Annotated in this window: 20 protein-coding genes and 1 pseudogene; 10 read left to right on the top strand and 11 right to left on the bottom strand. The window is 67.5% G+C overall.

Features of this window, described 5'->3' with window-relative positions; genetic code table 11:
• A partial coding sequence (locus AC2VOP_RS18565; RefSeq protein ID WP_486962327.1) for a nitronate monooxygenase occupies window positions 1–631 on the bottom strand: 631 nt, incomplete at its 3' end.
• 58 nt (window positions 632–689) lie between these two features.
• Between AC2VOP_RS18565 and AC2VOP_RS18560 the strand changes: the two genes are divergently transcribed.
• A complete protein-coding gene (locus AC2VOP_RS18560) occupies window positions 690–1,124 on the top strand; it encodes a PaaI family thioesterase (protein WP_486962326.1) in 435 nt (144 codons plus the stop codon).
• A gap of 685 nt (window positions 1,125–1,809) precedes the next feature.
• Here the strand turns inward: AC2VOP_RS18560 and AC2VOP_RS18555 are convergent.
• The gene (locus AC2VOP_RS18555; RefSeq protein WP_486962325.1) at window positions 1,810–2,232 is read right to left on the bottom strand and encodes an Hsp20/alpha crystallin family protein; all 423 of its coding nucleotides are present in this window, start codon (window positions 2,230–2,232) and stop codon (window positions 1,810–1,812) included.
• A gap of 110 nt (window positions 2,233–2,342) precedes the next feature.
• On the opposite strand from AC2VOP_RS18555, the gene AC2VOP_RS18550 reads away from it, so the two are divergent.
• Both AC2VOP_RS18550 and AC2VOP_RS18545 read left to right on the top strand, forming a co-directional pair.
• A complete protein-coding gene (locus AC2VOP_RS18550; protein WP_486962324.1) occupies window positions 2,343–2,747 on the top strand; it encodes a MerR family transcriptional regulator in 405 nt (134 codons plus the stop codon).
• Window positions 2,716–2,922: a hypothetical protein gene (locus AC2VOP_RS18545; protein ID WP_486962323.1), complete on the top strand. Its 207-nt coding sequence runs from the start codon at window positions 2,716–2,718 to the stop codon at window positions 2,920–2,922. The genes AC2VOP_RS18550 and AC2VOP_RS18545 overlap by 32 nt, the downstream gene beginning before the upstream one ends.
• A 287-nt stretch (window positions 2,923–3,209) precedes the next feature.
• Here AC2VOP_RS18545 and AC2VOP_RS18540 read toward each other — a convergent pair whose 3' ends face one another.
• From AC2VOP_RS18540 to AC2VOP_RS18515, 6 genes are all read right to left on the bottom strand, one after another.
• Complete coding sequence (locus AC2VOP_RS18540) at window positions 3,210–3,608, bottom strand: PIN domain-containing protein (protein ID WP_486962322.1); 399 nt, start codon at window positions 3,606–3,608, stop codon at window positions 3,210–3,212.
• A 20-nt stretch (window positions 3,609–3,628) separates the two neighbouring features.
• The gene (locus AC2VOP_RS18535) at window positions 3,629–3,865 is read right to left on the bottom strand and encodes a type II toxin-antitoxin system Phd/YefM family antitoxin (protein ID WP_486962321.1); all 237 of its coding nucleotides are present in this window, start codon (window positions 3,863–3,865) and stop codon (window positions 3,629–3,631) included.
• 84 nt (window positions 3,866–3,949) lie between these two features.
• A complete protein-coding gene (locus AC2VOP_RS18530; protein WP_486962320.1) occupies window positions 3,950–5,419 on the bottom strand; it encodes an acetyl-CoA acetyltransferase in 1,470 nt (489 codons plus the stop codon).
• 196 nt (window positions 5,420–5,615) lie between these two features.
• Window positions 5,616–7,298 (bottom strand): hypothetical protein, encoded by a 1,683-nt coding sequence (locus tag AC2VOP_RS18525; protein WP_486962319.1) that lies wholly within the window; start codon window positions 7,296–7,298, stop codon window positions 5,616–5,618.
• Between the two features lie 187 nt (window positions 7,299–7,485).
• Window positions 7,486–8,052 carry a carboxymuconolactone decarboxylase family protein gene (locus AC2VOP_RS18520; RefSeq protein WP_486962318.1) on the bottom strand — a complete coding sequence of 189 codons (567 nt, stop codon included), beginning with the start codon at window positions 8,050–8,052 and terminating at the stop codon, window positions 7,486–7,488.
• Window positions 8,049–9,149 (bottom strand): zinc-dependent alcohol dehydrogenase, encoded by a 1,101-nt coding sequence (locus AC2VOP_RS18515; RefSeq protein ID WP_486962317.1) that lies wholly within the window; start codon window positions 9,147–9,149, stop codon window positions 8,049–8,051. Before AC2VOP_RS18515 ends, AC2VOP_RS18520 begins: the two co-directional genes overlap by 4 nt.
• A 209-nt stretch (window positions 9,150–9,358) precedes the next feature.
• Between AC2VOP_RS18515 and AC2VOP_RS18510 the strand changes: the two genes are divergently transcribed.
• Genes AC2VOP_RS18510 through AC2VOP_RS18495 form a run of 4 tightly spaced genes read left to right on the top strand, consistent with a single transcriptional unit; the run spans window position 9,359 to window position 14,727 of the window.
• Window positions 9,359–10,312 (top strand): hypothetical protein, encoded by a 954-nt coding sequence (locus AC2VOP_RS18510; RefSeq protein ID WP_486962328.1) that lies wholly within the window; start codon window positions 9,359–9,361, stop codon window positions 10,310–10,312.
• Window positions 10,309–10,665: a hypothetical protein gene (locus AC2VOP_RS18505; protein WP_486962316.1), complete on the top strand. Its 357-nt coding sequence runs from the start codon at window positions 10,309–10,311 to the stop codon at window positions 10,663–10,665. The genes AC2VOP_RS18510 and AC2VOP_RS18505 overlap by 4 nt, the downstream gene beginning before the upstream one ends.
• Window positions 10,662–12,536 carry a GMC family oxidoreductase N-terminal domain-containing protein gene (locus tag AC2VOP_RS18500; RefSeq protein WP_486962315.1) on the top strand — a complete coding sequence of 625 codons (1,875 nt, stop codon included), beginning with the start codon at window positions 10,662–10,664 and terminating at the stop codon, window positions 12,534–12,536. Before AC2VOP_RS18505 ends, AC2VOP_RS18500 begins: the two co-directional genes overlap by 4 nt.
• A 10-nt stretch (window positions 12,537–12,546) precedes the next feature.
• The gene (locus AC2VOP_RS18495; protein ID WP_486962314.1) at window positions 12,547–14,727 is read left to right on the top strand and encodes a cellulase family glycosylhydrolase; all 2,181 of its coding nucleotides are present in this window, start codon (window positions 12,547–12,549) and stop codon (window positions 14,725–14,727) included.
• 55 nt (window positions 14,728–14,782) lie between these two features.
• On the opposite strand, the gene AC2VOP_RS18490 is transcribed toward AC2VOP_RS18495, so the two are convergent.
• Window positions 14,783–15,964, bottom strand: coding sequence for a M20 family metallopeptidase (locus tag AC2VOP_RS18490; protein ID WP_486962313.1), 1,182 nt, complete (start codon window positions 15,962–15,964; stop codon window positions 14,783–14,785).
• Between the two features lie 80 nt (window positions 15,965–16,044).
• Between AC2VOP_RS18490 and AC2VOP_RS18485 the strand changes: the two genes are divergently transcribed.
• The gene (locus AC2VOP_RS18485; RefSeq protein ID WP_486962312.1) at window positions 16,045–16,839 is read left to right on the top strand and encodes a purine-nucleoside phosphorylase; all 795 of its coding nucleotides are present in this window, start codon (window positions 16,045–16,047) and stop codon (window positions 16,837–16,839) included.
• Window positions 16,836–18,452: a phospho-sugar mutase gene (locus AC2VOP_RS18480; RefSeq protein ID WP_486962311.1), complete on the top strand. Its 1,617-nt coding sequence runs from the start codon at window positions 16,836–16,838 to the stop codon at window positions 18,450–18,452. Before AC2VOP_RS18485 ends, AC2VOP_RS18480 begins: the two co-directional genes overlap by 4 nt.
• A 15-nt stretch (window positions 18,453–18,467) precedes the next feature.
• On the opposite strand, the gene upp is transcribed toward AC2VOP_RS18480, so the two are convergent.
• Complete coding sequence (gene upp / locus AC2VOP_RS18475; RefSeq protein WP_486962310.1) at window positions 18,468–19,091, bottom strand: uracil phosphoribosyltransferase; 624 nt, start codon at window positions 19,089–19,091, stop codon at window positions 18,468–18,470.
• 48 nt (window positions 19,092–19,139) lie between these two features.
• On the bottom strand, window positions 19,140–20,663 hold the full coding sequence (locus tag AC2VOP_RS18470; RefSeq protein ID WP_486962309.1) for a PE-PPE domain-containing protein: 1,524 nt from the start codon (window positions 20,661–20,663) through the stop codon (window positions 19,140–19,142).
• 119 nt (window positions 20,664–20,782) lie between these two features.
• Here AC2VOP_RS18470 and AC2VOP_RS18465 point away from each other — a divergent pair.
• Window positions 20,783–21,041, top strand: a pseudogene (locus AC2VOP_RS18465) (acid phosphatase); the annotation flags it as partial.

Raw genomic sequence — 21,041 nt, 5'->3', positions numbered from 1 at the left:
CGACCTCGGGAACCAGCACCATCGTCGACACCTCGCCGGTGTGCCCGCCGGCCTCGGTGCCCTGCGCGACGATGAGGTCGACGCCCGCGTCGGCGTGGCGCACCGCATGCTGCTTGGTGCCGGCCAGCGCCGCCACGACGACGCCGTTGGCGTGAGCGCGTTCCACCAGGTCGGCCGGGGGTGGACCGAGTGCGCTGGCGATCAACCGGATGTCGTGCGCGAAGGCTATGTCGAGCAGTGGTTCGTAGCCCTTGGGCGACACCCGCAGTCCGGCTTTGATCGGCAGCCGGTGTTCGTCGTCGGGCACCGGGATGTCATAGCGGGCCAACAAGTCGTCGAGGAAAGCACGGTGCTCGGCGGGCAGCAGGTCTTGGATCTGTCCGGCGTCGATCCCGCCTTCGTCGGCGCCCACGTACTTCGGGGGCAAAAGCAGGTCCACCCCGTAGGGCAGGCCGCCAGTCTGTTCCTCGATCCAGGTCAGCTCGGTTTCCAGCCGGGCCGGGCTGTGCGCCACGGCGCCAAGGATTCCGAATCCGCCCGCTTTTGACACGGCCGCCACGACGTCGCGACAGTGACTGAACGCACAGATCGGAAATTCCACGCCGAGCAACTCGGCTACTCTCGTCCGCACAACACGACGCTACGAGTTATTGATTGACATGTCAATCGAGTGCGCTACTGTGCCTGCTATGGCCCAGCAGTTAACCGACGAACAGCAGCGCAAGCGCCGCCTGGCGATCCGGGATCTGATGCCGACCACGCCGTTTCTGGCCGGCCTCGGCGTCGTCTTCGAACGCTACGAGCCTGACTCCGTCACCATCCGGCTGCCGTTCCGCGGCGACCTGACCAACGACGGCATCTACTTCCACGGCGGAGTCATCGCGACGGTGATGGACACCGCGGGCGCAGCGGCGGCCTGGTCGAACCACGACTTCGACAAGGGCTTGCGCGCCTCGACGGTGGCGATGAGCATCCAGTACGTCGGCGCCGCCAAGCGGTCGGATCTGCTGTGCCACGGCCGAACCGTGCGGCGGCGCAAGGAACTCACGTTCACCGAGATCACCGCCACCGACGCCGAGGGCAACGTGGTCGCGCACGCGGTGCAGACCTACCGCATCGTCTGATTCGGCCGTAGATGAGCGGTCAGCACCTGGGTGGGAGTGCTCGATGCGAAAGGACACAGATTTCTTTGAACGCGCCTGCGCCGCGCCGCAACTTTCCGCGCCTGCGAAGGTCAGGCGCGACACCGGGGCGGGCGGGCACTGGGCTGTCGTGCGCGCCCACCCCGGTCGACGACATCGTGTGCGGTCCACCAAAACGGCCACTTCAGTGGCGATGCGCGCGCACTACTACGTCAGGCGCCTCAATCGGTAACGACTAGCAGCGGTGGACGGCACGGGGGGTTCACGGTATCGAGGTTTCTCGACTAGCGATGCATCACCTCCGTTTCAGGCAACGCGGTTGGCTGGTTTGATTGTGCTTCGTCGGAGGAGACCGCTGAGTGGGCCAGACTGGCCCTGGCCGCCACCGGGTGGACCACTGTCTGGTGCCACTAGATGGCGGCGCGCCGGGCCGGTCGCTGGCTGCCGTGAGCAGGGCGACTTGATGCGGGCGAAGCCGGGCGGCGGGTGTCTGGGCGCAAACCCCGGCGAACTGACGCTCGCGCAATGCGGTGTCGTGCTGCAGGCGCATCCATTCAGCGCGTAGGACGGCCTCCGCCTCTTCTAGCAGAGCGTCAGTAAGCGTGTCGGTCATCATCTTTCTCACCCCTTCCGCCTGAACGTGGCCTCGCCGCTAGCCGGTTTGTGGTCAAGCGTTGATCGCCGTCTTTTGACCATCGTGGCTGATCTCGATGCGACGTGGCTTGGCCTTCTCGGCCACCGGGATCGTCAGCCGCAGCACACCGTCGTGGTATTCGGCGCCGATCTTGTCGGTGTCGAGGTTTTCCCCGAGGAACAGCTGGCGGCTAAACACACCACGAGGCCGCTCAGCCGCGACCATTTCCCGGTCCTGGTCCAAACCGGGGCGCTCGGCACGCACCGTGAGCAGGTTGCGCTCGACATCGAGATCGAGGGAATCCGCCTTCACTCCAGGCAGATCGAACTCGACGATGAACTGATCGCCGTCTCGCCAGGCATCCATCGGCATCACCGCCGGCCTGGCGGCGGTGCCCAGGACCTGCTGGGTCCAGCGGTCGAGATCACGAAAAGGATCTGTACGCATCAGCACCATGGTTTCTCCTCTCAGTCAGGCAGACGATCTATGTCTGCGAACATAGACTAATCGTGCCACGGGGTGTATACTTCCGCAAGTAGCAATCGAAACTTTTTGAGGAGAAGCGGTTGGCCAACGATTCACCAGTTCGATCGGCGCGCGGTGTCTACGGCATCTCGGTAGCCTCCGAGCTGTCCGGTATCGGCCCACAGACACTTCGGCTCTATGAGCGTCGCGGGCTGTTGAGGCCTGCGCGCAGCGACGGCGGCACCCGCCGTTACAGCGACGACGACCTTGCGCGCCTGCAGCGGATCACCGAGCTGGTCGACCAAGGCGTCAACCTCGCCGGCATCGCCCAGATCCTGGACCTAGAAACCAAAACCAGCCAGCTGGAATCGGATTACACACAGCTTGAGCTGCTTAACGCCAAACTCAAGGTCGACCGCAGACCGGCCGCCGGCCGCAGTGCCGCCGGGAAGAAAGAAGGGAGGGGTTCCGATCATGAAGGACGTCGAGAACATCGTTCTACCTGATGAAGCAGCTGAGGCAGACGCGGTGGAACAGCGCCTTGTTATCGATGCTGACGCTGACCCCGGGCTGGACATCACCCACGTCGGCGCGCTTAGCGATTGGGACGCCAACCAAGTCGACGTCATCGACCAGGCTATCGTTGTCCCCCTCCCCGAGGAAGACCAAGACGCTACCTAGCGCGCGTGCCGGCGGCTTCAAGGGCTAAGTGTTCTCGGCCGGAAGGCCATGCAGCCATTTCGCCGGTGCGCCACAAAGCACGCTAGCGCCGAACAGGCGCCCCCAGGCGGCAAAGGCCACCGTGGCGGCACCATCATCCACCTCCTGGCAGGGTTGTTCTTCGCCGATGGCGACTAGCGCATCGGCCAAGTCAGGTTAATACCGTGCCGCTTCGCCGTCTGCATCAGCTCGACGAATGCTTGATCGACTCGGTAACGCCGTAAGGCAGCGACCGAGCAATATCTTCCCTATCGGTGATGAGGGTGGCTGACCGGCCGGAGCTCGAGCCGCGGGATTCCTGCGAAGTCGGTCGGATTACACGTGTAGAGCGGCAACACGTGCGCGATCGCACTCGCCGCGATGAGTGCGTCGTACGCTCGCGCCGCCGGCTTGCGCCCCGATGCGCGTAGTGCCGCCGCTACAGCGCCAAATGCCCGCGCGCAATCACCATCGAACGCAAGCGCATCAAAGTCCGCCTCGGCCTGCTGTAGGTGCTGCTGACGGGCACTGCGCTCGGCATCGTCGTGTGCAACATGCGGACCTACGGACAGCTCGGCCAGCGTTATCGCGCTTATCACCGATTCGCCGGGAAGCTCGGTCGGGTCCGCAATCTGGCCGAGGAGGATCACCGTGGAGGTGTCCAGCATCCCCCGACTCGAAGCTTCTGTCACAGCGACGGGTCGATCAGGTTGTCGATGTCGCGCCGCAGCACATCTGGATTCACCTGTGGAAGATTCTTGCGGCGACGAATGAGTTCGGCTGGGCCGGCGCTGGATCGGGGTAAAGGGCGAAGTTCCGCCACTGGCGTACCGTCGCGGGTAACGACGATGCGTTCGCCGTGCTCGACGCGGCGCAGGACCTCTCCCCCGCTGTTGCGCAGTTCGCGCACTGTTACTGTGTCCATCTCAGCAGTGTATCACCGGTGAGACGTTACGTCAGGCTGATGCAGACGGGACTATGCAGCCGAGCCGGACATGACAATAACGTGCTATCCCAGCGTGGCCGTGCCGTCGGCGTGAACAGCAACCTTGGCGCCCGCGATGTCCTCACGCACGCTTGCCTGCGCATCGCCGGCAGCGGTGAGCACCGCCAACGTCCGCGCGCCCTCAGATGTGCGCACGGCGACGAACGCTTTCTCGGGGTTTCCATCGCGGTCGAACGGCGCGGTCCACGTCTCGATGGTGCCGACGCCCTCCCATGCCTCGATGGCTTTGCGGGCCGGCTGGCGGTCGACCTCCGATTGCACGTCTTCCCATCGGAATTCGGTGTCGGGCGGCGTGGTTCCGTAGACGCCGATGCTGTGTTTGGTGAGGTACCCGCCGTTGGCGGTGACCAGCCCCACACTGCCTGGGTTTTCGATGAGCAACCCGGCCATAGTTGCGATGGAGTGGGTGACGTAGTTGTTCCACGGTCCCCCGGCGAAAGTCATGCCGCCGGTCACCGTCAGCGGGCGCTTGCCATCGCCTACCGGAAGGCCGAGTTCGGCCGCCGCGATTTGAACCGCGGAGGGAAAACACGAGTAAATGTCCACGAACTCGACGTCGTCGACGCTGAGGCCGGCCAGTTCCAAGACGCGGCTGCCTGCGATCCGAATCGCCGGTGACCGGTGGTAGTCGAGGCGTTCACCGATGGCATACGTGTCGTGTGAATCGGTTCCGGCATAAGGGAAGACCCACCGATCCGACGAAATCTTGAACCGCTCAGCGGCTTCGGCGGATGCCAGGACCACGACCGCGCCCTGATCGACCATGTTGTTGGAGTTCATCAACTTGGTGTAGGGCCAACTGATCATCCGATTGTTCGGCCCGGGCTGCCAAATCTGTTCTGCCGGGATGACTTCTGTGCTCCACGCATTCGGGTTGTGTTCGGCGATTGCGCTGAACTGCGACCACAGCTCACCGATCCGGCGGCGGTGCTGGCCCGGTGGCTCGCCGGCGGCGATTCGCAGCGCCTGCTCGAACATCGGGTACACATGCACAGGCTGGATGAGTTCAATGCGCAGCTCGGCCGGTCCCGCCAGCGGAACGTCGTCGCCGACGCCCTCGGCAACCGGCACCGTGTCGTCCTGGGATAGCCACTGCGGTTTCTCGCCTTGGGCGCGCAACCGCATTCTGGTGCGCCAGCATTCGGCACCGGCGATCAGCACGACGTCGGACCGCCCCCGCTGGACATCCAGGCAGGCCTGGTTCAGCAGCGACTGGGGAACGTTGCCGCCCACGCCGCTGTAGCACGTCGAGAAGTTCTTGGCGCCGATCTGCTGACCGAGCAGCAGCCCGGGGTCGCGATAGCGCCAGGACAACAGATTCACGACACGGATCGAATCGACCGCTTCCAACATGCGGGCGTCGCCGGCCCGCCGAGCGGCCATCGCCATCAACCCCACCGGGTCGAGGTCGCCGTCGCGCTGGTTGACCTGCCCAGCGCCGATCAGCACCGGAGTCCTGGGATCGATTCGCATCAGCACACCTTTCCTTGGGTGAACGGTACGGGGTCGCCGCAGTGGTCGACCGCGGCGCTGAAGTAGTCCTGGATCTCCGCACCCGGCGACAACCAGTGCGACCAGCCCGGGTTGTGGCGAAACGAGCCCGTCGACCAACACCTTGACCGAAACGACCAACCCGTGCACCCGGTGGCCACCAACGGAACGTCGGACTTCAGTGGAGCCAACCTGAGGTTTGATCATCCGAGTCGAGGATGCCCGAGACCTGTCCGTATGGGTAGCTGTCCGGGTGAGCGAAGTTCAGGGTGCCCGAGACATTGGTGCCCGCGTCGATCAAGCCCGAGGCGTACGTTCCCGCGTTTCCGAAGCCGGAGTTGAAGCCAGGCGAGTCGCCTGGCCGGTTGTCGATGGGGAGGGGGCCGGTGTTTCTGATGCCCGAGTCATCGTCGCCCACGTTGATGACGCCGGAGTCATAGCTGCCCTCGTTCTCCAAGCCCGAGTCACCGATGACATAGGTCTCGTGGTAGTCGTTGTCGAAACCCGAATCATCGTGGCCGTTGTTCGCGTAGCCCGATAGACCGGTGCCCGTTTGGTCCCAGCCTGAGTTGACAACGCCCACCGGGGTGCTTGAGCCGAAGAGTCCCGTGTTGAGGTTGCCCGAGTTGAAAGCCCCGGTGTTGGTGTCGCCGGAGTTCCCCCAACCGGTGTTGACATCGCCGGAGTTGAAGTCGAAGGTATTTGTGTTGCCGGCATTGAAGGTGCCGGCGTTGACGTTGCCCGCGTTGAACGATCCGTTGTTACCGCTGCCGGAGTTGAATGCGCCGGTGTCGCCGACCACCGTGCTGGTGGCGCCCGAGGTGGGTTCGTGCACCGTGGCGATGGCGCCGGAGTTTCCGATGCCCGTGTCCAGTGCGCCCGAGTTGAAGATGCCGGTGTTCAGACCACCCGGCGGGGGTTCGTGTAGCGGGGGCTGTTGCCAGGGTTCGTCCGGCGAGTTGGCGCCGCCCGAGTTCCCGATGCCGGTGTTGATGTAGCCCGAGTTTCCGAGGCCCGTGTCCAGGTAGCCGGAGTCGCCGAAGCCCGAGTTGCGGAAACCCGAGGAGCCGAAATCCACGCTTAAAAGCCCGGCTCCGTCGGTTAAAGAGCTCCCGGCGCCGATGTTGTGGTGGCCGGAGTTGAACAAGCCCCAGTTGTCGGTGCCCGAGTTCCCGAAGCCGAGGTTTCCGCTGCCCGAGTTCAGGTTGAAGCAGCCAAATTGGTGGTCGCCCGTGCAGCCAATACCGATGTCATGGCTGCCGCTGTTCCCGAAGCCGATATCGTGGCTACCGGTGTTTCCGCCGCCGATATCGCGGCTACCGGTGTTTCCGATGCCGAGATTCGAGTCACCGGTGTTTCCGTTACCGAAGTTTGAGTTACCGGTGTTTCCGAATCCGACGTTGTCGTCGCCGGTGTTTCCGCTGCCGAAGTTCAGATTGCCGGTGTTTCCGTTACCGATGTTCGTGTCCCCGGTGTTTCCGCTGCCGAAGTTGTCGTCGCCGGTGTTTCCGCTGCCCGGGTTCAGATTTCCGGTGTTTCCGCTGCCCAGGTTGAAATTGCCGGTGTTTCCGCTGCCCGGGTTCAGATCGCCGATGTTTCCGCTGCCCGGGTTCAGATCGCCGATGTTGCCCAGTCCCACGTTGAAGCCCGGATCGGAGGCAGCGACGCTCGGATCTGCCGCGGTCACCGCAGGGTTGATGACCATGTCGATGAGGTCGGTGATGTCGGCGCCGGCAGGCGGGGCGGTGACCGCCAGGATCATCGCCGCGGCCAGCATGGCAGCGAAAGCCCGACCGACGCCCGCAACGCTCTCCCGGCGGGGCAGGCCGACCGTGCAGTTCTTGCGATCACGATGACGCACGGCAAGACTCCAATCGTCGGGATGGAGACGTCGTCTAGACCCAAAGATCATAGTGATATTTACCTTCCCTGTGCGGGAGAAATGTGCCTCCACCGCCGTGCCCGCATCAGCCACCATCAGCCACCATCAGCCACCGCAGCTGGCGATCTTGCCTGTGCAGCAACGGAGCGGAAAGTCACGTCCACTACTAGCGGCTGGGCGGCTGTCCGTCGGGCGGCCAGCTCGCCACTCCGTCCTCCAGGGGAACCCGCAAGCTGTGCAGGATCGAAGCGACCATCCGCCACGCGCCGATGGCAGTGACCAGTTCGATGAGCACGGCCGGATCGCCGAATTCGCGTTCGCACGCCGCCCAGCTCTCGGCGCTGACGGCGCCGTCGCGCACCATGTCGTCGGTGGCGGCCAGCACCGCCCGATCGGCCGGGCCGAAGCCGTCGTGGCTCGGCCAATCCCGCAAGCCGAGCAGGTCATCCGCGGTTATGCCCACACCCAGCGCGATGCGCCAATGCTGTGCCCACTCGTACTCGGAGGCGGTGAGCCAGCCGATCCGCATGATCGCCAGCTCACGCAGCCGAACGTCGAGCAACCCGTCCCAGAGCATCGCCACCAGCAGATTGTTGACCGCCGCGGCCAGCCGCGGGTGATTCAATAACACTGCAAAGATGTTGAGTTCGGCCATGTAATCGGGCACGCTCGCCTGGACGGCGGCGGCCTTGGCATCGCCGATCGGCAGGCGGGGGATACGGCTTTCGGTCACGGCGTGATCACCCCGTGCACCGGCGGTACGCCCTCGCGGTCACCGGCCATGGTGGCCAGCAGGTCCTCGGCGTCGTCGAGCCCGACACAGCGCCGCGGCAGCCTGGCAAACGGATACCGTCCCGACGCCAACAGCGCAAGCGCCGCCCGATACGCAGTGACATCCACACCGAGCGCACCAAGGATGCGTAACTCCTTGAGCACCAACGTATCCGGCGAAAACCCCGGTGCCCCGCTGTCGAATCCACGAGTGCCGGCGACGACGACCGTGCCGCCGACCCGCGCGAGCGCGACCGCCTGAGCGAATGCCGCTGGCGCCTTGGCGGTGACGTCGACGACCACATCGGCCAGTCCACCGGTCGCCTTACGCAGCGCGGCAACCGGATCCTCGGCCGCGACGTCGACGGCCAAATCGGCCCCGAACTCACCGGCCAGTGCCAGCCGCTGAGCATCGCCGGGACCCAGCCCGGTCACCATCACGAACCGGGCACCGGCCTCTTTGGCGGCGACCGCGGCGCACAATCCTCGCACGCCCGGCCCCAGCACCGCCACGACATCGCCAGGGCTGGTTTCGGGTATCGTTGCGCCCCAGCGGATACCGGCTCCCAGCGGGTTGAACAGCGTCGCCACCACCGAATCGAGCTCGGCGGGCACGGCAAGGACCATCGAATCCGGCGCCAGGTACTGATACTGTGCGTAGCCGCCCCACAGACCCGGCCGACGATCCAGCGGAATGAACCCGTACATGTCGGCTAGGCCGTGGTGTTCGCAGTGCCGATAGTCCCCCGACCGGCAGGCCGCACAACCACGGCACGACTGAAACACCTCCACCGCGACCCGATCCCCGGTGGCCACGCCCCACCGTTGTGCCGCGCGCGCTCCGATCATCTCGACCGTCCCGACCGTCTCGTGCCCCGGCACGAACGCGAACCCGCCAGCGATGTCGCCGGTGTACTGCTCGTGATCGGTGCCGCACAATCCGCAGGCCGCGACCCGCACCAGCGCGTCGTCGTCGCCGACCTCGGGAACCGGCAGCGTCCGGGCGACCAGCCGGCGCGGCGCCTCCAGCACCAACACTCGCGCCACCGCGGCGGACATAAGCGCACCCTAGATTTCTAATGACTGATGTGTCAATCATGGTGATACGATGCCGACTGGAGCCGACTGGAGCCGACTGGAGCCGACTGGAGCCCACTGGAGCCCACTGGAGCCCACTGGAGCCCACTGGAGCCCACTGGGGCCCACTGGGGCCGACTGGGACCGCGACAACTCTGCCCTTCGATGCAGCCAACGATGCGGGGATGATCATGGACGACGAGCGCCGTTCGGCGGCGGTGCCGCGCTGGCACGGTACGCCCGGCCGGATGGAGGTCTGGTACGCCACGGTGTCGGATCCCGTGACGCGAGCCGGGTTGTGGGTGCACTACGAGACCGTCGCGCCCGTCGGCGAAGCGTCACCCTACGGGCACGGCTGGGCGACCTGGTTCCCGCCGGACGCTCCGCCGCGCACCGAGCGGTTCGGCCCCGAGCCGATTCGGCCCGCCGCCGACACTTTCTGGTTCGACGCCGCAGGTGCGCGGGCCGCATTCCAGGAATTGACCGGGCAGGCCGGTTCCCTGGGGTGGTCTCTGCGCTGGGAGGACAGCGGTAGGCCGCTGTGGACCTTCCCGCGAGCGGCCTGGGAGCGCGAACTGCTGCCCGGGGCGCAGGTGGTGCTGGCCCCGACGGCGCAGTTCGCCGGCTCGGTGACCGTCGCCGGAGCAACGCAGCGCATCGACGGGTGGCGCGGCGGGGTGGCCCACATCTACGGACACGGCAACGCCAAACGGTGGGGCTGGATTCACGCCGACCTCGGTGGCGGCGACGTGCTGGAAGTTGTCACCGCGGTCTCGCACACCCTCGGTCTGCGACGGCTGCCGCCGTTGGCGTTCCTGCGTTTTCGCCTCGACGGCAGGGATTGGCCCACCGGCCCACCTCCGGCGCTGCGGCTGCGCACCACGCTCGGTGTGCGGCACTGGCAACTGGAGGGCCGCGTCGGTCGCCGCGACGTGCTGATCCGCGTCGACCAACCCGAGCAGCGCTGCGTCAGCCTGGGCTACACCGACCCGGACGGCGGCACCGCGGTGTGCACCAACACCGAGCAGGCCGATATCCACGTCCAGCTCGGCGACCGCCGCTGGTCGGTGCTGGGCACCGGACACGCCGAGGTGGGTCTACGCGGTCAGGACGCACCGGCCCGTAACGAAAGGACACCGTCATGAGCTTCTTGTTCGACCCGCCGATGCTGGTCGCCGCCGGCGTGCTGATCGAGCGCACGCTGCCGGTCGAACGGCGCGACGCCGCCGAAGCCGCCACGCTGGGGGTGTTTTTCGGGACGTCGTTCGGGCTGTATCACAACGTGCTCGGCCTGGGGCTGCTGTGGCGGCCGTTCCGGGCGCGCAACGGACGCGACTTCATGTGGAACAGCGGGGTTTTCGAACTGGACACCACCGATCTCGGTTGGCCCGTGCACGCCGCGGCCGGCGGTATTTTCGCAACGTACCCGTTCTTCATCAAGCTTGGTCGCCGACTCGGGCGGCGACGGTCCAGACCGCAACTTCAGCCGATCTCATGATTCGCCTGTCCGATCGGGCAATGGCCGCGGTGGGCGCCGCGCTGCTTCCCGAAGAGCTTGGCGGCCCGTCACCGGCGCAGCTGGTCGAGCGGGTCGACCGGTACGTCTCGCAGCTGCCGGCCGCATCGCGGTTCGCGTTGCGGGCAGGACTGCTGGCCCTGGCGGGCGCAAGCTACCTGGCTACCGGCCGAGCCCTGACCCGATTGAGACCGGACGCACGCGCCACGGTATTGCGCCGGGTGGCCGCGCTTTCTCCCGAAGCCGCCGCCGCCATCGAGGGCCTCAAAGCCGCTGTGCTGCTTAGCAATGGCGCCGATACCTACGCCGCCGAGCTGCTGGCCCGCGCTACCCAGCACGGCGTGGCCCGCCCCGACGCGGCGCTGACCGTTGCGTCCTCGACCGAGAGCTCGTCGGTGCTGGCGGCCGACGCGGTGATCGTCGGCTCCGGCGCCGGTGGCGCGATGGCAGCCCGCACCCTGGCCCGGGCCGGCCTGGCCGCCGTCGTGCTCGAGGAGGGGCGGCGCTGGACGGTCCAGGAGTTCCGCACCCGTCACCCGATCGATCGCTACGCCGGGCTGTACCGCGGGGCTGGGGCCACCATCGCGTTGGGCCGCCCGGCGGTGGCGCTGCCGATCGGCCGGGCGGTGGGCGGCACCACCGTCGTCAACTCCGGCACGTGTTACCGCCCGCCGCTACAGGTGCAGCAGCACTGGTGCGACGAGTTCGGCCTGCGGCTGGCTGACCCGCAGCGCCTCGCCGGACACCTCGACGACGTTGAGCAGACGCTGCAGGTGGGGCCGGTCCCTCTGGACATCATGGGGCGCAACGGGCGGCTGCTGTTGGACGCGGCGCAGACGCTGGGCTGGGACGCCGCGCCCATCCCGCGCAACGCGCCGGGCTGCGACGCGTGCTGTCAGTGCGCGATCGGCTGCCCACGCAACGCCAAGTTCGGGGTGCACCTTAACGCGCTGCCGCAAGCCTGCGCCGCCGGGGCGCGGATCCTCGCCGACGCCCGCGTCGAGCGGGTGCTGCATGAGCACGGGCGCGCGCGCGGTGTGCGGGCGCGCCGCCCGGACGGAACGGCGGTCGATGTCCTCGCGTCCATCGTCGTCGTCGCCGCCGGGGCGACCGAGACACCGAAGCTGTTGTGGCGCAGCGGACTTGGCGCACATCCACGGCTGGGTCGCAACCTGGCGCTCCATCCCGCGGCGGCGGTGGCCGGTCGGTTCGCCGACGATGTCTACGGCTGGCACGGTGTGCTGCAGAGCGCAGCCGTGCACACGCTGCACGAATCGGACGGCGTGCTGATCGAGGCCACCTCCACCCCACCGGGGATGGGGTCGATGATGTTGCCCGGATACGGCCGCGAGCTGCTCGACTGGCTGGACCGCGCCCCGCAGATTGCGACGTTCGGGGCGATGGTGGCCGACCAGGGCGTGGGCCGAGTGCTCAAGACGCGCGGCGACACGCTGGTGCGCTACGACATCACCCGAGCCGACGCCGCCAAGCTGATGGTCGGACTCGAGGCGATGGGTCGGCTGTTGTTCGCCGCGGGCGCGGTCGAGGTGCTCACCGGACTGCCGACGGGGACCACGGTCACCTCAGTTGAGGAGCTGCGCGACGTGCTGCGCCGGACCAACCCGAAAAGCCTGCACCTGGCCGCATTTCACCCGACCGGCACGGCGGCGGCCGGCACCGACGAGCAGCGGTGCCCGGTCGACGAGACCGGGCGGCTGCGCGGTGTCGACGGCGTATGGGTGGCCGACGCGTCGATCCTGCCGAGCTGCCCGAAGGTGAATCCGCAGTTGTCGATCATGGCGCTGGCGCTGGCGGTGGCCGACGAAGTGCTCGCAGCAGGTCAACAGAGCTAGGAAGGCCTCGATGAGCAAGGTGCGGGCGCGCCGGCGCGGTCGGGTGGTTGGTTTGGGTAGCGCTGCTGCGGGGGTGCTGGCGTCGGGGGTGACGCCGCTGGTGGCTGCGCCGTCGACGCGGGCCGACGTTGTCGGCGAGGTGGTCGACCAGGTCTTCGCGCCGTTCATCGATGCGGCCACCAACACCGTCGACGGCAACGCGTTGTTGTCTCCCGGTGCGTGGGAGGCGTTCTTGTCTCCCTCCCTGGCCGACGTGTCTGCCCCGGGCGGCGCGGTGGCTGATTTCGGCGGCCAGATCACGCAGGCGTTGCAGGCCGACGTCTACTTGCCGCTGCACACGGTCCTGCAGGACTGGATTCACAGCTCGACCGGTGAACAGGTCGACAACGCGATCAATACGGCGGCCGGAGTGTTTGTGATCGGTGACGGCGCGCCCGGCACCCAAGCGCATCCCGACGGCGGTATGGGTGGGCTGTTCTTCGGTGACGGCGGTGCCGGTTGGAACTCGACGGTCGCCGGTGTGCCCGGTGGCGACGGCGGGGCCGCCGAGGGCATCGGCAACGGCGGTGCCGGCGGCTCCGGTGGGCTCGACGCCGCCGGCGGCGACGGCGGCAACGGAGGCTGGCTGCTCGGCGACGGCGGCGCCGGTGGTGCCGGCGGCAACAGCGGTCCAGGCTTCAGTGGTCTGCCGGCCCTCGGCGGCGCCGGCGGCAGCGCCGGCTTGCTCGGCACTCACGGCGCCGTCGGCCACTACGGCACGTTAGCCTCGTCGAGTACTGCCCCGCCGCCGCAGGTCACAAGCACCGAAGACGAACTGCTGCTGCCCGTCAAGGCCACCGGAAGCTGGCTCACCGATGCCGATGGAAAAGTCGTCGTGTTGCACGGACTCAACATCGAGTCCACGCACTTCTCGAACACCGACGCGGCGTTTCTGGCCGCCAACGGCTTCAACGCGGCGCGGATAGCCATTGCCTGGAATGTTTTAGAGCCCAAGCCGGGCGTCTTCAACAACGCCTACTTGGCCTCGATCGACCAGACCGTGCAGACCCTGGGGAGCCACGGCATCGTCACCGACCTCGTCATGAGCCAGGGCCTCTACAGCTCTGAGTTCGGAGGTGGAACCGCGCCGGCGTGGGCGGTCCAGACCGGCGGGCTACCCAACCTCTTCCCCGGCGATTTCCCCTACACCTACGTCCTCGACCCCGCACAGAATCATGCCTGGGATGCCTTCTGGTCCAACGCCAGCACGCCGGATGGCGTCCACCTCGAGAACAGCTACGCGCAGATGATGGAAGACGTGGCGAACTACTTCAAAGACGACCCCGACGTGGTCGGCCTGGAGATCATGAACGAACCGTGGCCGGGCTCGCAGTGGCTGCCGACCTTGTTGGGCAGCCCGTACTTCGAGGCGCAGGAGCTGACTCCGTTCTACAACCAGGTGGACTCAGCGATCCGGGCCGTCGACCCGACCACACCGGTGATCTTCGAACCAGAAAGTTTGTTCAACCAGTTCCCGGTCCCCACCCACCTGGGCACGGTCAACGATCCGAACAGCGTCTTCGCGTTTCACCCCTACTGCCTCACGACGGAGCTTTTCGGCGCCAGCTTCGGATGCTTGGCGGACCAGCAGTTGATCGACGGTTTGGCCGTCGATTACACGAAGGCACACGACATACCGGCCGTGATCACCGAGTTCGGATCCACCGACAACCTGGCATCCCTTACCGATTCGATGCAGGTCGCCAACCAGCACCGGCTCAGCTGGCTGGAATTCGCCTTCAACGCCAGCAGCAACGGGGCCGTCGGGAAGCCCGACCTGGTCTATGACGTCCACCAGCCACCGGTCGGCGACAATGTCGACGGCGCCAAGCTGGCGACACTGGCCCAGCCCTACCCGCAGGTGGTTGCCGGCACCCCCATTTCCTGGTCGTATGACTCTGGTTCGGGCACCTTGCATGTCAGCTACTCCATCGCGATGGCCGACGGCGACGGCAGCTTCGCGGCCGGTTCGCAGACCGACATCTCGGTGCCGGCCGTCGAGTATCCGAACGGCTACCAGGTCAGCGTCACCGGCGGACAGGTGGTCTCGGCCCCCGACGCGCCCGAACTGGTCATCGCCTCAGACGGCGGCGCAACCACCGTCAACGTCGTCGTGAGCCCCGCCGCAGGCAGCACACCAGGAACGGGGTGACAACGGCGGACGGCCCTGCCGGGGCTGCAGCGGTGCCGTTCGTCAAGGACGCCCGCTAGCTGGGCTCGAACGCAGCCGACTGCTCGACGATGTTGGCCATCAGCCGCACGCCGATCGCCAGAGCGCGCTCGTCGAGGTCGAAAGTGGGCTGGTGCAGATCCAGCTGCGGCCCCCGACCCGACCACACGCCCAGGCGCGCCATCGCGCCGGGGACCTCCTCTAAGTACCAGGAGAAATCCTCGCCGCCGCCGGACTGCCGGGTGTCGGCCAGCACGTCGGGGCCCAAAGCTTCGACGGCGTGGATGATGATCCGCGTCGAGACCTCTTCGTTGACCACCGGCGGCACGCCGCGATGGTAGTGCAGCATGTGCTCGATACCCAGCGGGGACAGCAGCGCGGACACCGCCTCGCCGATGATGCCCTCCAGGTTCTGCCACGTCTCCCGGCTGGCCGTGCGGACAGTGCCCGCCAGCATCCCGGTCTGCGGTATGGCGTTGGCGGCCACTCCGGCGTTGACCGCGCCCCACACCAGGACGGTGCTGTTGCGCGGGTCGATGCGCCGCGACAGCACCCCGGGCAGCCCGGTGATCAGTGTGCCCAACCCGTAGACCAGGTCGGCGGTGAGATGCGGCCGAGAAGTGTGCCCGCCGGGCGAAGACAGCCTGATCTCGATCCGGTCGGCGGCCGAGGTGATCGGCCCGGACGTGGTCGCGACCCGGCCGACCGCGAGCCGGGGGTCGCAGTGCAATGCGAAGATCCGGCTCACCCCGGTCAGCACCCCGGCGTTGATGGCGTCGAGCGCACCGCCGGGCATCAGCTCCTCGGCGGGCTGGAAGATCAGCCGCACCGCGACCGGCAGCTCGGGTGCCGGCGCCAGCGCCAGCGCGGTGCCCAGCAGGATCGCGGTGTGCGCGTCATGACCGCAGGCGTGCGCCACACGCGGCACCGTCGAGGCGTACGGCGCACCAGTCAGGTCCGGCATCGGCAGCGCGTCGATGTCGGCCCGCAGCGCGATACGGGGCCGATGCTCCGGACCGAAGTCGCAGGTCAGTCCGGTGCCGACGGGCAGGACCTTGGGGTTGAGGCCAGCACCCGCCAACTGTTCGGCGACGAACTGGGTGGTGGCGTACTCCTGACGGCTCAGCTCCGGATGGCTGTGCAGATGCCGCCGCCAGGCCACCATCTCGTCGCAGTTCGCGGCCAGCCACGACTCGGCGCTCTCCGATGCGCACGGCATTCCCGAAGTATCCCACCAGTGCCCGCTATGTCTGCTATGCCCGCTATGTCCGCTGCTGCCCGCCGTTAGGCTGATGGCCTGTGGCGACTCCCGACTTCCTCGCGCGGCAGGCAGCACGTGCCATCGCCGAACGCACCGAGGTCGCCGAACACGACGTGGCGGTCGTGCTCGGGTCCGGCGCGGCGCCGGCGGTGGCGGCGCTCGGCTCGGCGACCGCAGTGCTGCCGATGGCCGAGATTCCCGGATTCGCCGCGCCGACCGCTGGCGGGCACACCGGCGAGCTGGTGTCGACACGCATCGCCGAACACCGGGTGCTGGTGCTGGTCGGGCGGATCCACGCCTACGAGGGGCACACCCCCGCCGACGTCGTCCACCCGCTGCGCACCGCCGTGGCGGCGGGCGCCCGCACAGTCATGTTGACCAACGCTGCGGGCGGGCTGCGCGACGACTTCGCCATCGGCCAGCTGGTGCTCATCGGCGACCATCTGAACCTGACCGGTCGGTCGCCGCTGGTGGGCGCGGACTTCGTCGACCTGGTCGACGCGTACGCGGCCCGGCTGCGGGCGCTGGCCCGCGAGGTCGACCCGGCGCTGGCCGAGGGTGTGTACGCCGGGGTGTCCGGACCGCAGTATGAGACACCGGCCGAGGTCCGCATGCTGCGCGCCCTGGGCGCCGACCTGGTGGGCATGTCGACCGTGCACGAGACGATCGCCGCCCGCGCCGCTGGCGCACAGGTGCTCGGGGTGTCGCTGGTGACCAACCTGGCGGCCGGGATCACCGGCGAACCGCTCAGCCACGCCGAGGTGCTGGCGGTGGGTCGCGCATCGGCGGCCCGGATGGGTTCGCTGTTGGCCGACGTCATCGCCCGGCTGTGACTCCCGAGGACTGGATCGCCCACGATCCCGACCCGGTGACCGCCGCCGAGCTGGCGGCTTGTGACGCCGCCGAGTTAGCTGCCCGGTTCGCCCGGCCGCTGCGGTTTGGCACCGCGGGGCTGCGCGGGCCGATGCGCGGCGGGCCCGACGCGATGAACACCGCGGTGGTGCTGCGCGCCAGCTGGGCGGTGGCCCAGGTGCTCGGTGATAGCCGGGCTGGCGCGACGGTGATCGTCGGACGCGATGCCCGACACGGCTCAGCCCAGTTCGCCACTGCGGCCGCTGAAGTACTTGCCGCCGAAGGCTTTCCGGTGCTCTTGTTGCCGGATCCGCTGCCCACCCCGGTGGTGGCGTTTGCCGTACGACAGGTCGGCGCCGCCGCCGGGATTCAGATCACCGCATCGCACAACCCGGCTGCCGACAACGGTTACAAGGTGTACGGCGATGCAGGCCTGCAGATCGTCTCGCCCACCGATACCGAGATCGAAACCGCAATGGCCGCTGCTCCCCCCGCCGACGCTATCCCCCGGCGGGCAGTCGCACCCGCGAATACCGAACTGGTGCAAAGCTACATCGACCGTGCCGCATCGCTGCGGCGATGCAACCACGACGTGCGGGTGGCGCTGACCCCGCTGCACGGGGTGGGCGGCGCGGTAGCGGTTGAGACGCTGCAGCGTGCCGGCTTCGGTGATATTCACACCGTCGCAAGCCAGTTCGTCCCAGACCCGGACTTTCCCACCGTCGCGTTCCCGAACCCGGAGGAACCCGGCGCCACCGATGCACTGCTGGAGCTGGCGGCCGACGTCGACGCCGATATCGCTGTCGCGTTGGACCCCGACGCCGATCGATGTGCCGTCGGGATACCCACCCCGGTCGGCTGGCGGATGCTCTCCGGAGATGAAACCGGGTGGCTGCTCGGCGATTACCTGCTGTCACAGTTGCCGGCCGATCGGAGGACCGCCAGCCTGGTAGCCAGCACGGTGGTGTCGTCGCGGATGCTGGCGGCGATCGCCACCGGCTACGGTGCGCATCATGTCGAGACGCTGACCGGGTTCAAATGGCTGGCTCGCGCCGACATGTTCCCGGCCAACTTGCCCCGCGTCACCCTGGTCTATGCCTACGAGGAAGCGATCGGACACTGCGTCGACCCGGATGCGGTGCGAGACAAGGACGGCATCAGCGCGGCGGTGCTGGCCTGTGACCTGGTGGCAGCGCTGCGCGGACAGGGCCGCTCGGTACCCGACGCGCTCGACACGTTGGCCTGCAGGCACGGTGTGCACGTCGGCGCCGCGGTCTCACGCCGGGTCGCCGACCCGGCTGAAGCGGCCGCGGTGATGCGGCGGCTACGCGCCGGCCCGCCGCGCGCTCTGGCCGGAATCACGGTAACCACAACCGATCTGCTGCAAAGCAAAACGCAGCACTCCGACGTGCTGATCTTCACCGGGGAGTGTGGCGACACCTCGGTTCGGACGGTGGTGCGGCCGTCGGGCACCGAGCCGAAGCTCAAGTGCTACATCGAAGTTCGCTGTGCAGCTGGTGGCGATCTGGGTGCGGACCGAGCACGCGCGACGCGGCTGCGTGACCAGCTGGCCGAACTGGTGCACGGCTGGTAGAGCACTCAGCGCCGCTCAGCGCGGTCCGAACTGACGATCCCCGGCGTCACCGAGGCCGGGTACGATGTAGGCGTTCTCGTCGAGTCGATCATCGACGGCAGCGGTGAACAGCCGCACGTTCGGGGCGGCTTTCTCCAGCACGGCAAGACCTTCCGGCGCGGCCACCACGCACAGCACGGTGACGTCGGTTGCGCCGCGATCACGCACCAGGCCGATGGTGTGGGCAATCGATCCGCCGGTGGCCAGCATCGGGTCGAGGACCAGCACCGGCTTCGTGCGCAGATCGGACGGCAGCGACGCGAGATACGGGACAGGGCGATGGGTTCGCTGGTCACGCACCACTCCGACGAACCCCACGTCGGCTTCGGGGAGCAGCGCATGGGCCGCGTCGACCATTCCCAGCCCGGCGCGCAGCACGCCCACCAGTAGCGGCGGCGTGACAAGCCTCGCCCCGGTGGCGTCGGCCAGTGGCGTACGGACCGCGACCTGCTCGCGGGGCGCGTCGCGGGTGGCTTCGTAGACCAGCATCAGCGTCAGGTCGCGCAGCGCGGCCCGAAACGCCGCGTTGTCGGTGCGCTCATCGCGCAGCGTGGTCAGTCGGGCGGCGACCAGCGGGTGGTCGATAACGCGCACCTCCACGACTCGACCTTACGGGGCGACCCGGGCGGCTCAGGCGGCTCAGGCGGCTCAGGCACCGAAGAAGTTGAAGATGTCGAAGACCCCGCCGACGAGGTCGATGACCGGCTTGCCTGAGATCAGCGGCCCGTCGAGCAGGGCAGCCGGACCGATGACGCTGCCCAGGTCAACCGCGTTCGCCAGGTCGTTCCACCCGGTGAGCAGGGCCGTGTCGACCGAGTTGACCAGGTCGTAGCCGGTGGCGGCCTGCAGGGCCTGGGTTATGCCGGCCACCGTGGCGATGTCCCCGGCCGACAACGCACCGCCGGCCGCGGCGACGTCTGCCCAGGGGCCGATGACGCTTTGAATGAGGGCGTTCTGCACACCGGCCAACAGCTGCAGCGGATCCATCTTCTCGAAGAACCCGGCGACGCCCGAGCCGTCCCAGAGGGCGCCTAACGGGGTCGCCGCCCAGGGGCCGCCCGCCACACCGAAGGCCGCTTCGTACGGGCTGCCACCGAGGCTCACGGGGATCAAGTGGAGCCCATCGACGGCCGGATCGCCGGCGTTGCCGTAGCCCCAGTCGACGGTCAACCTGGCCCACGGCGAGAAGAAATCGCCGAAGAACTGCCCGGCGGTCCCGCCGTCGAACATGAACCCCAGGATCGGCAGGTTCTCGGGAATGTCGTAGAAGTGGGCGTCACCGATGGCACCGACATTGATGGCGCTGGCAACGTCGCCGGGGGTGAGGTGCGGGTAGGTCGGGTGCACGGTGGAGATGCCGATCAGGGCGTTGATGTCGGCCAGAATGTTGGAAGGGTCTTGCGGAAAGGCCGCCCAGCCGTCGTATTCGCCGGTGTAGATGTCGGTCGCGATGGGCTCGGTCGGGGTGGGCCCGATACTGAGCGGGATGTTGACGAACGGAACGTGCTGGGAGGCAGGGCTCAAACTGAAGGGCTGGACGCCGTCGGGGAAATCGAGGCGGGTCAGCATGCCGCCGATCGGGTTGTTGGGGTCACCGATCAGCACGACGTGCAGGTTGCTCAGGTCCACCCCGGCCGGCGGGTTTTTGATGAGGTCCTGCATCTCGATTGTCGAGATGGTGGCGCTCTGCGAGTACCCGAACACCGCGACGTTGTCGCCGTCCTGCAGGGCAGGGACGATCTTGTCGTTCAGAATGCCGACGCCCTGGGCCAGCGAATCACCGAAATTCAGCTGTGGGTTCGGCGGGGGCAGGCAGACGAATGGACAGAACTGCTCCGGGGTGGTCAGACCTTCGAAGGTGTAGCCGTCGAACGTCGGCTGCCCGGCAAACAGCGGCGACGAGGGCAGGAAGAGCTGTTCGATCTGGCTGAGATACGACTCGGGAGGTACAGGTGTGCCGGTGCCGGTCATGATCCAGCCCAGATCATCGTCGGCCAACAGCTTGATGTCGGCGATGAGTTTTTGCAGCCTCTCCATCCCGGCAAGCAAGGCCGGTGTGAGCAGGGGCGTCACCCCCAGCACGGCGGCGCTGACGATCGCCAGCAGCACCGCGGCCAGCGGGCGCAACCGCACCGCCGTCATGAAAACCTCCCCCGCACGAACGGCAGGCATGACGCTTCCCTGCAGTCCGGAAACATCAATCTATTAGGCGTTATTGAGGCGATCTTTCGCCGTGGGGACATGTCTTGTCAATCCCGGTGGGCGAGAAGAAATGTTCCTATACTGCGCCCATGCGATGGCGGCGCCGACGGACACAAACCTCGTCCTGTTCTGCCGGGCTGATCGGCACGCTGGCGGCGGCCGCCGTGCTGTCCTGCCCGCTCGGGCACCTCGGCGGCGCCCGGGTACCGGTGGATTTCGCGGCGACAGCCGTGCCCACACCTGCGCATGTCGTGGTCGTGGTGGAGGAGAACCGCTCGCAAGCCAACGTCATCGGCAACACATCGGCGCCCTACATCAACCAGCTCGCCGCGGGCGGCGCGATGATGT

It is taken from the genome of Mycobacterium sp. TH-M106 (assembly GCF_057473765.1).
This window is presented reverse-complemented; position numbering and strand designations above follow the sequence as displayed.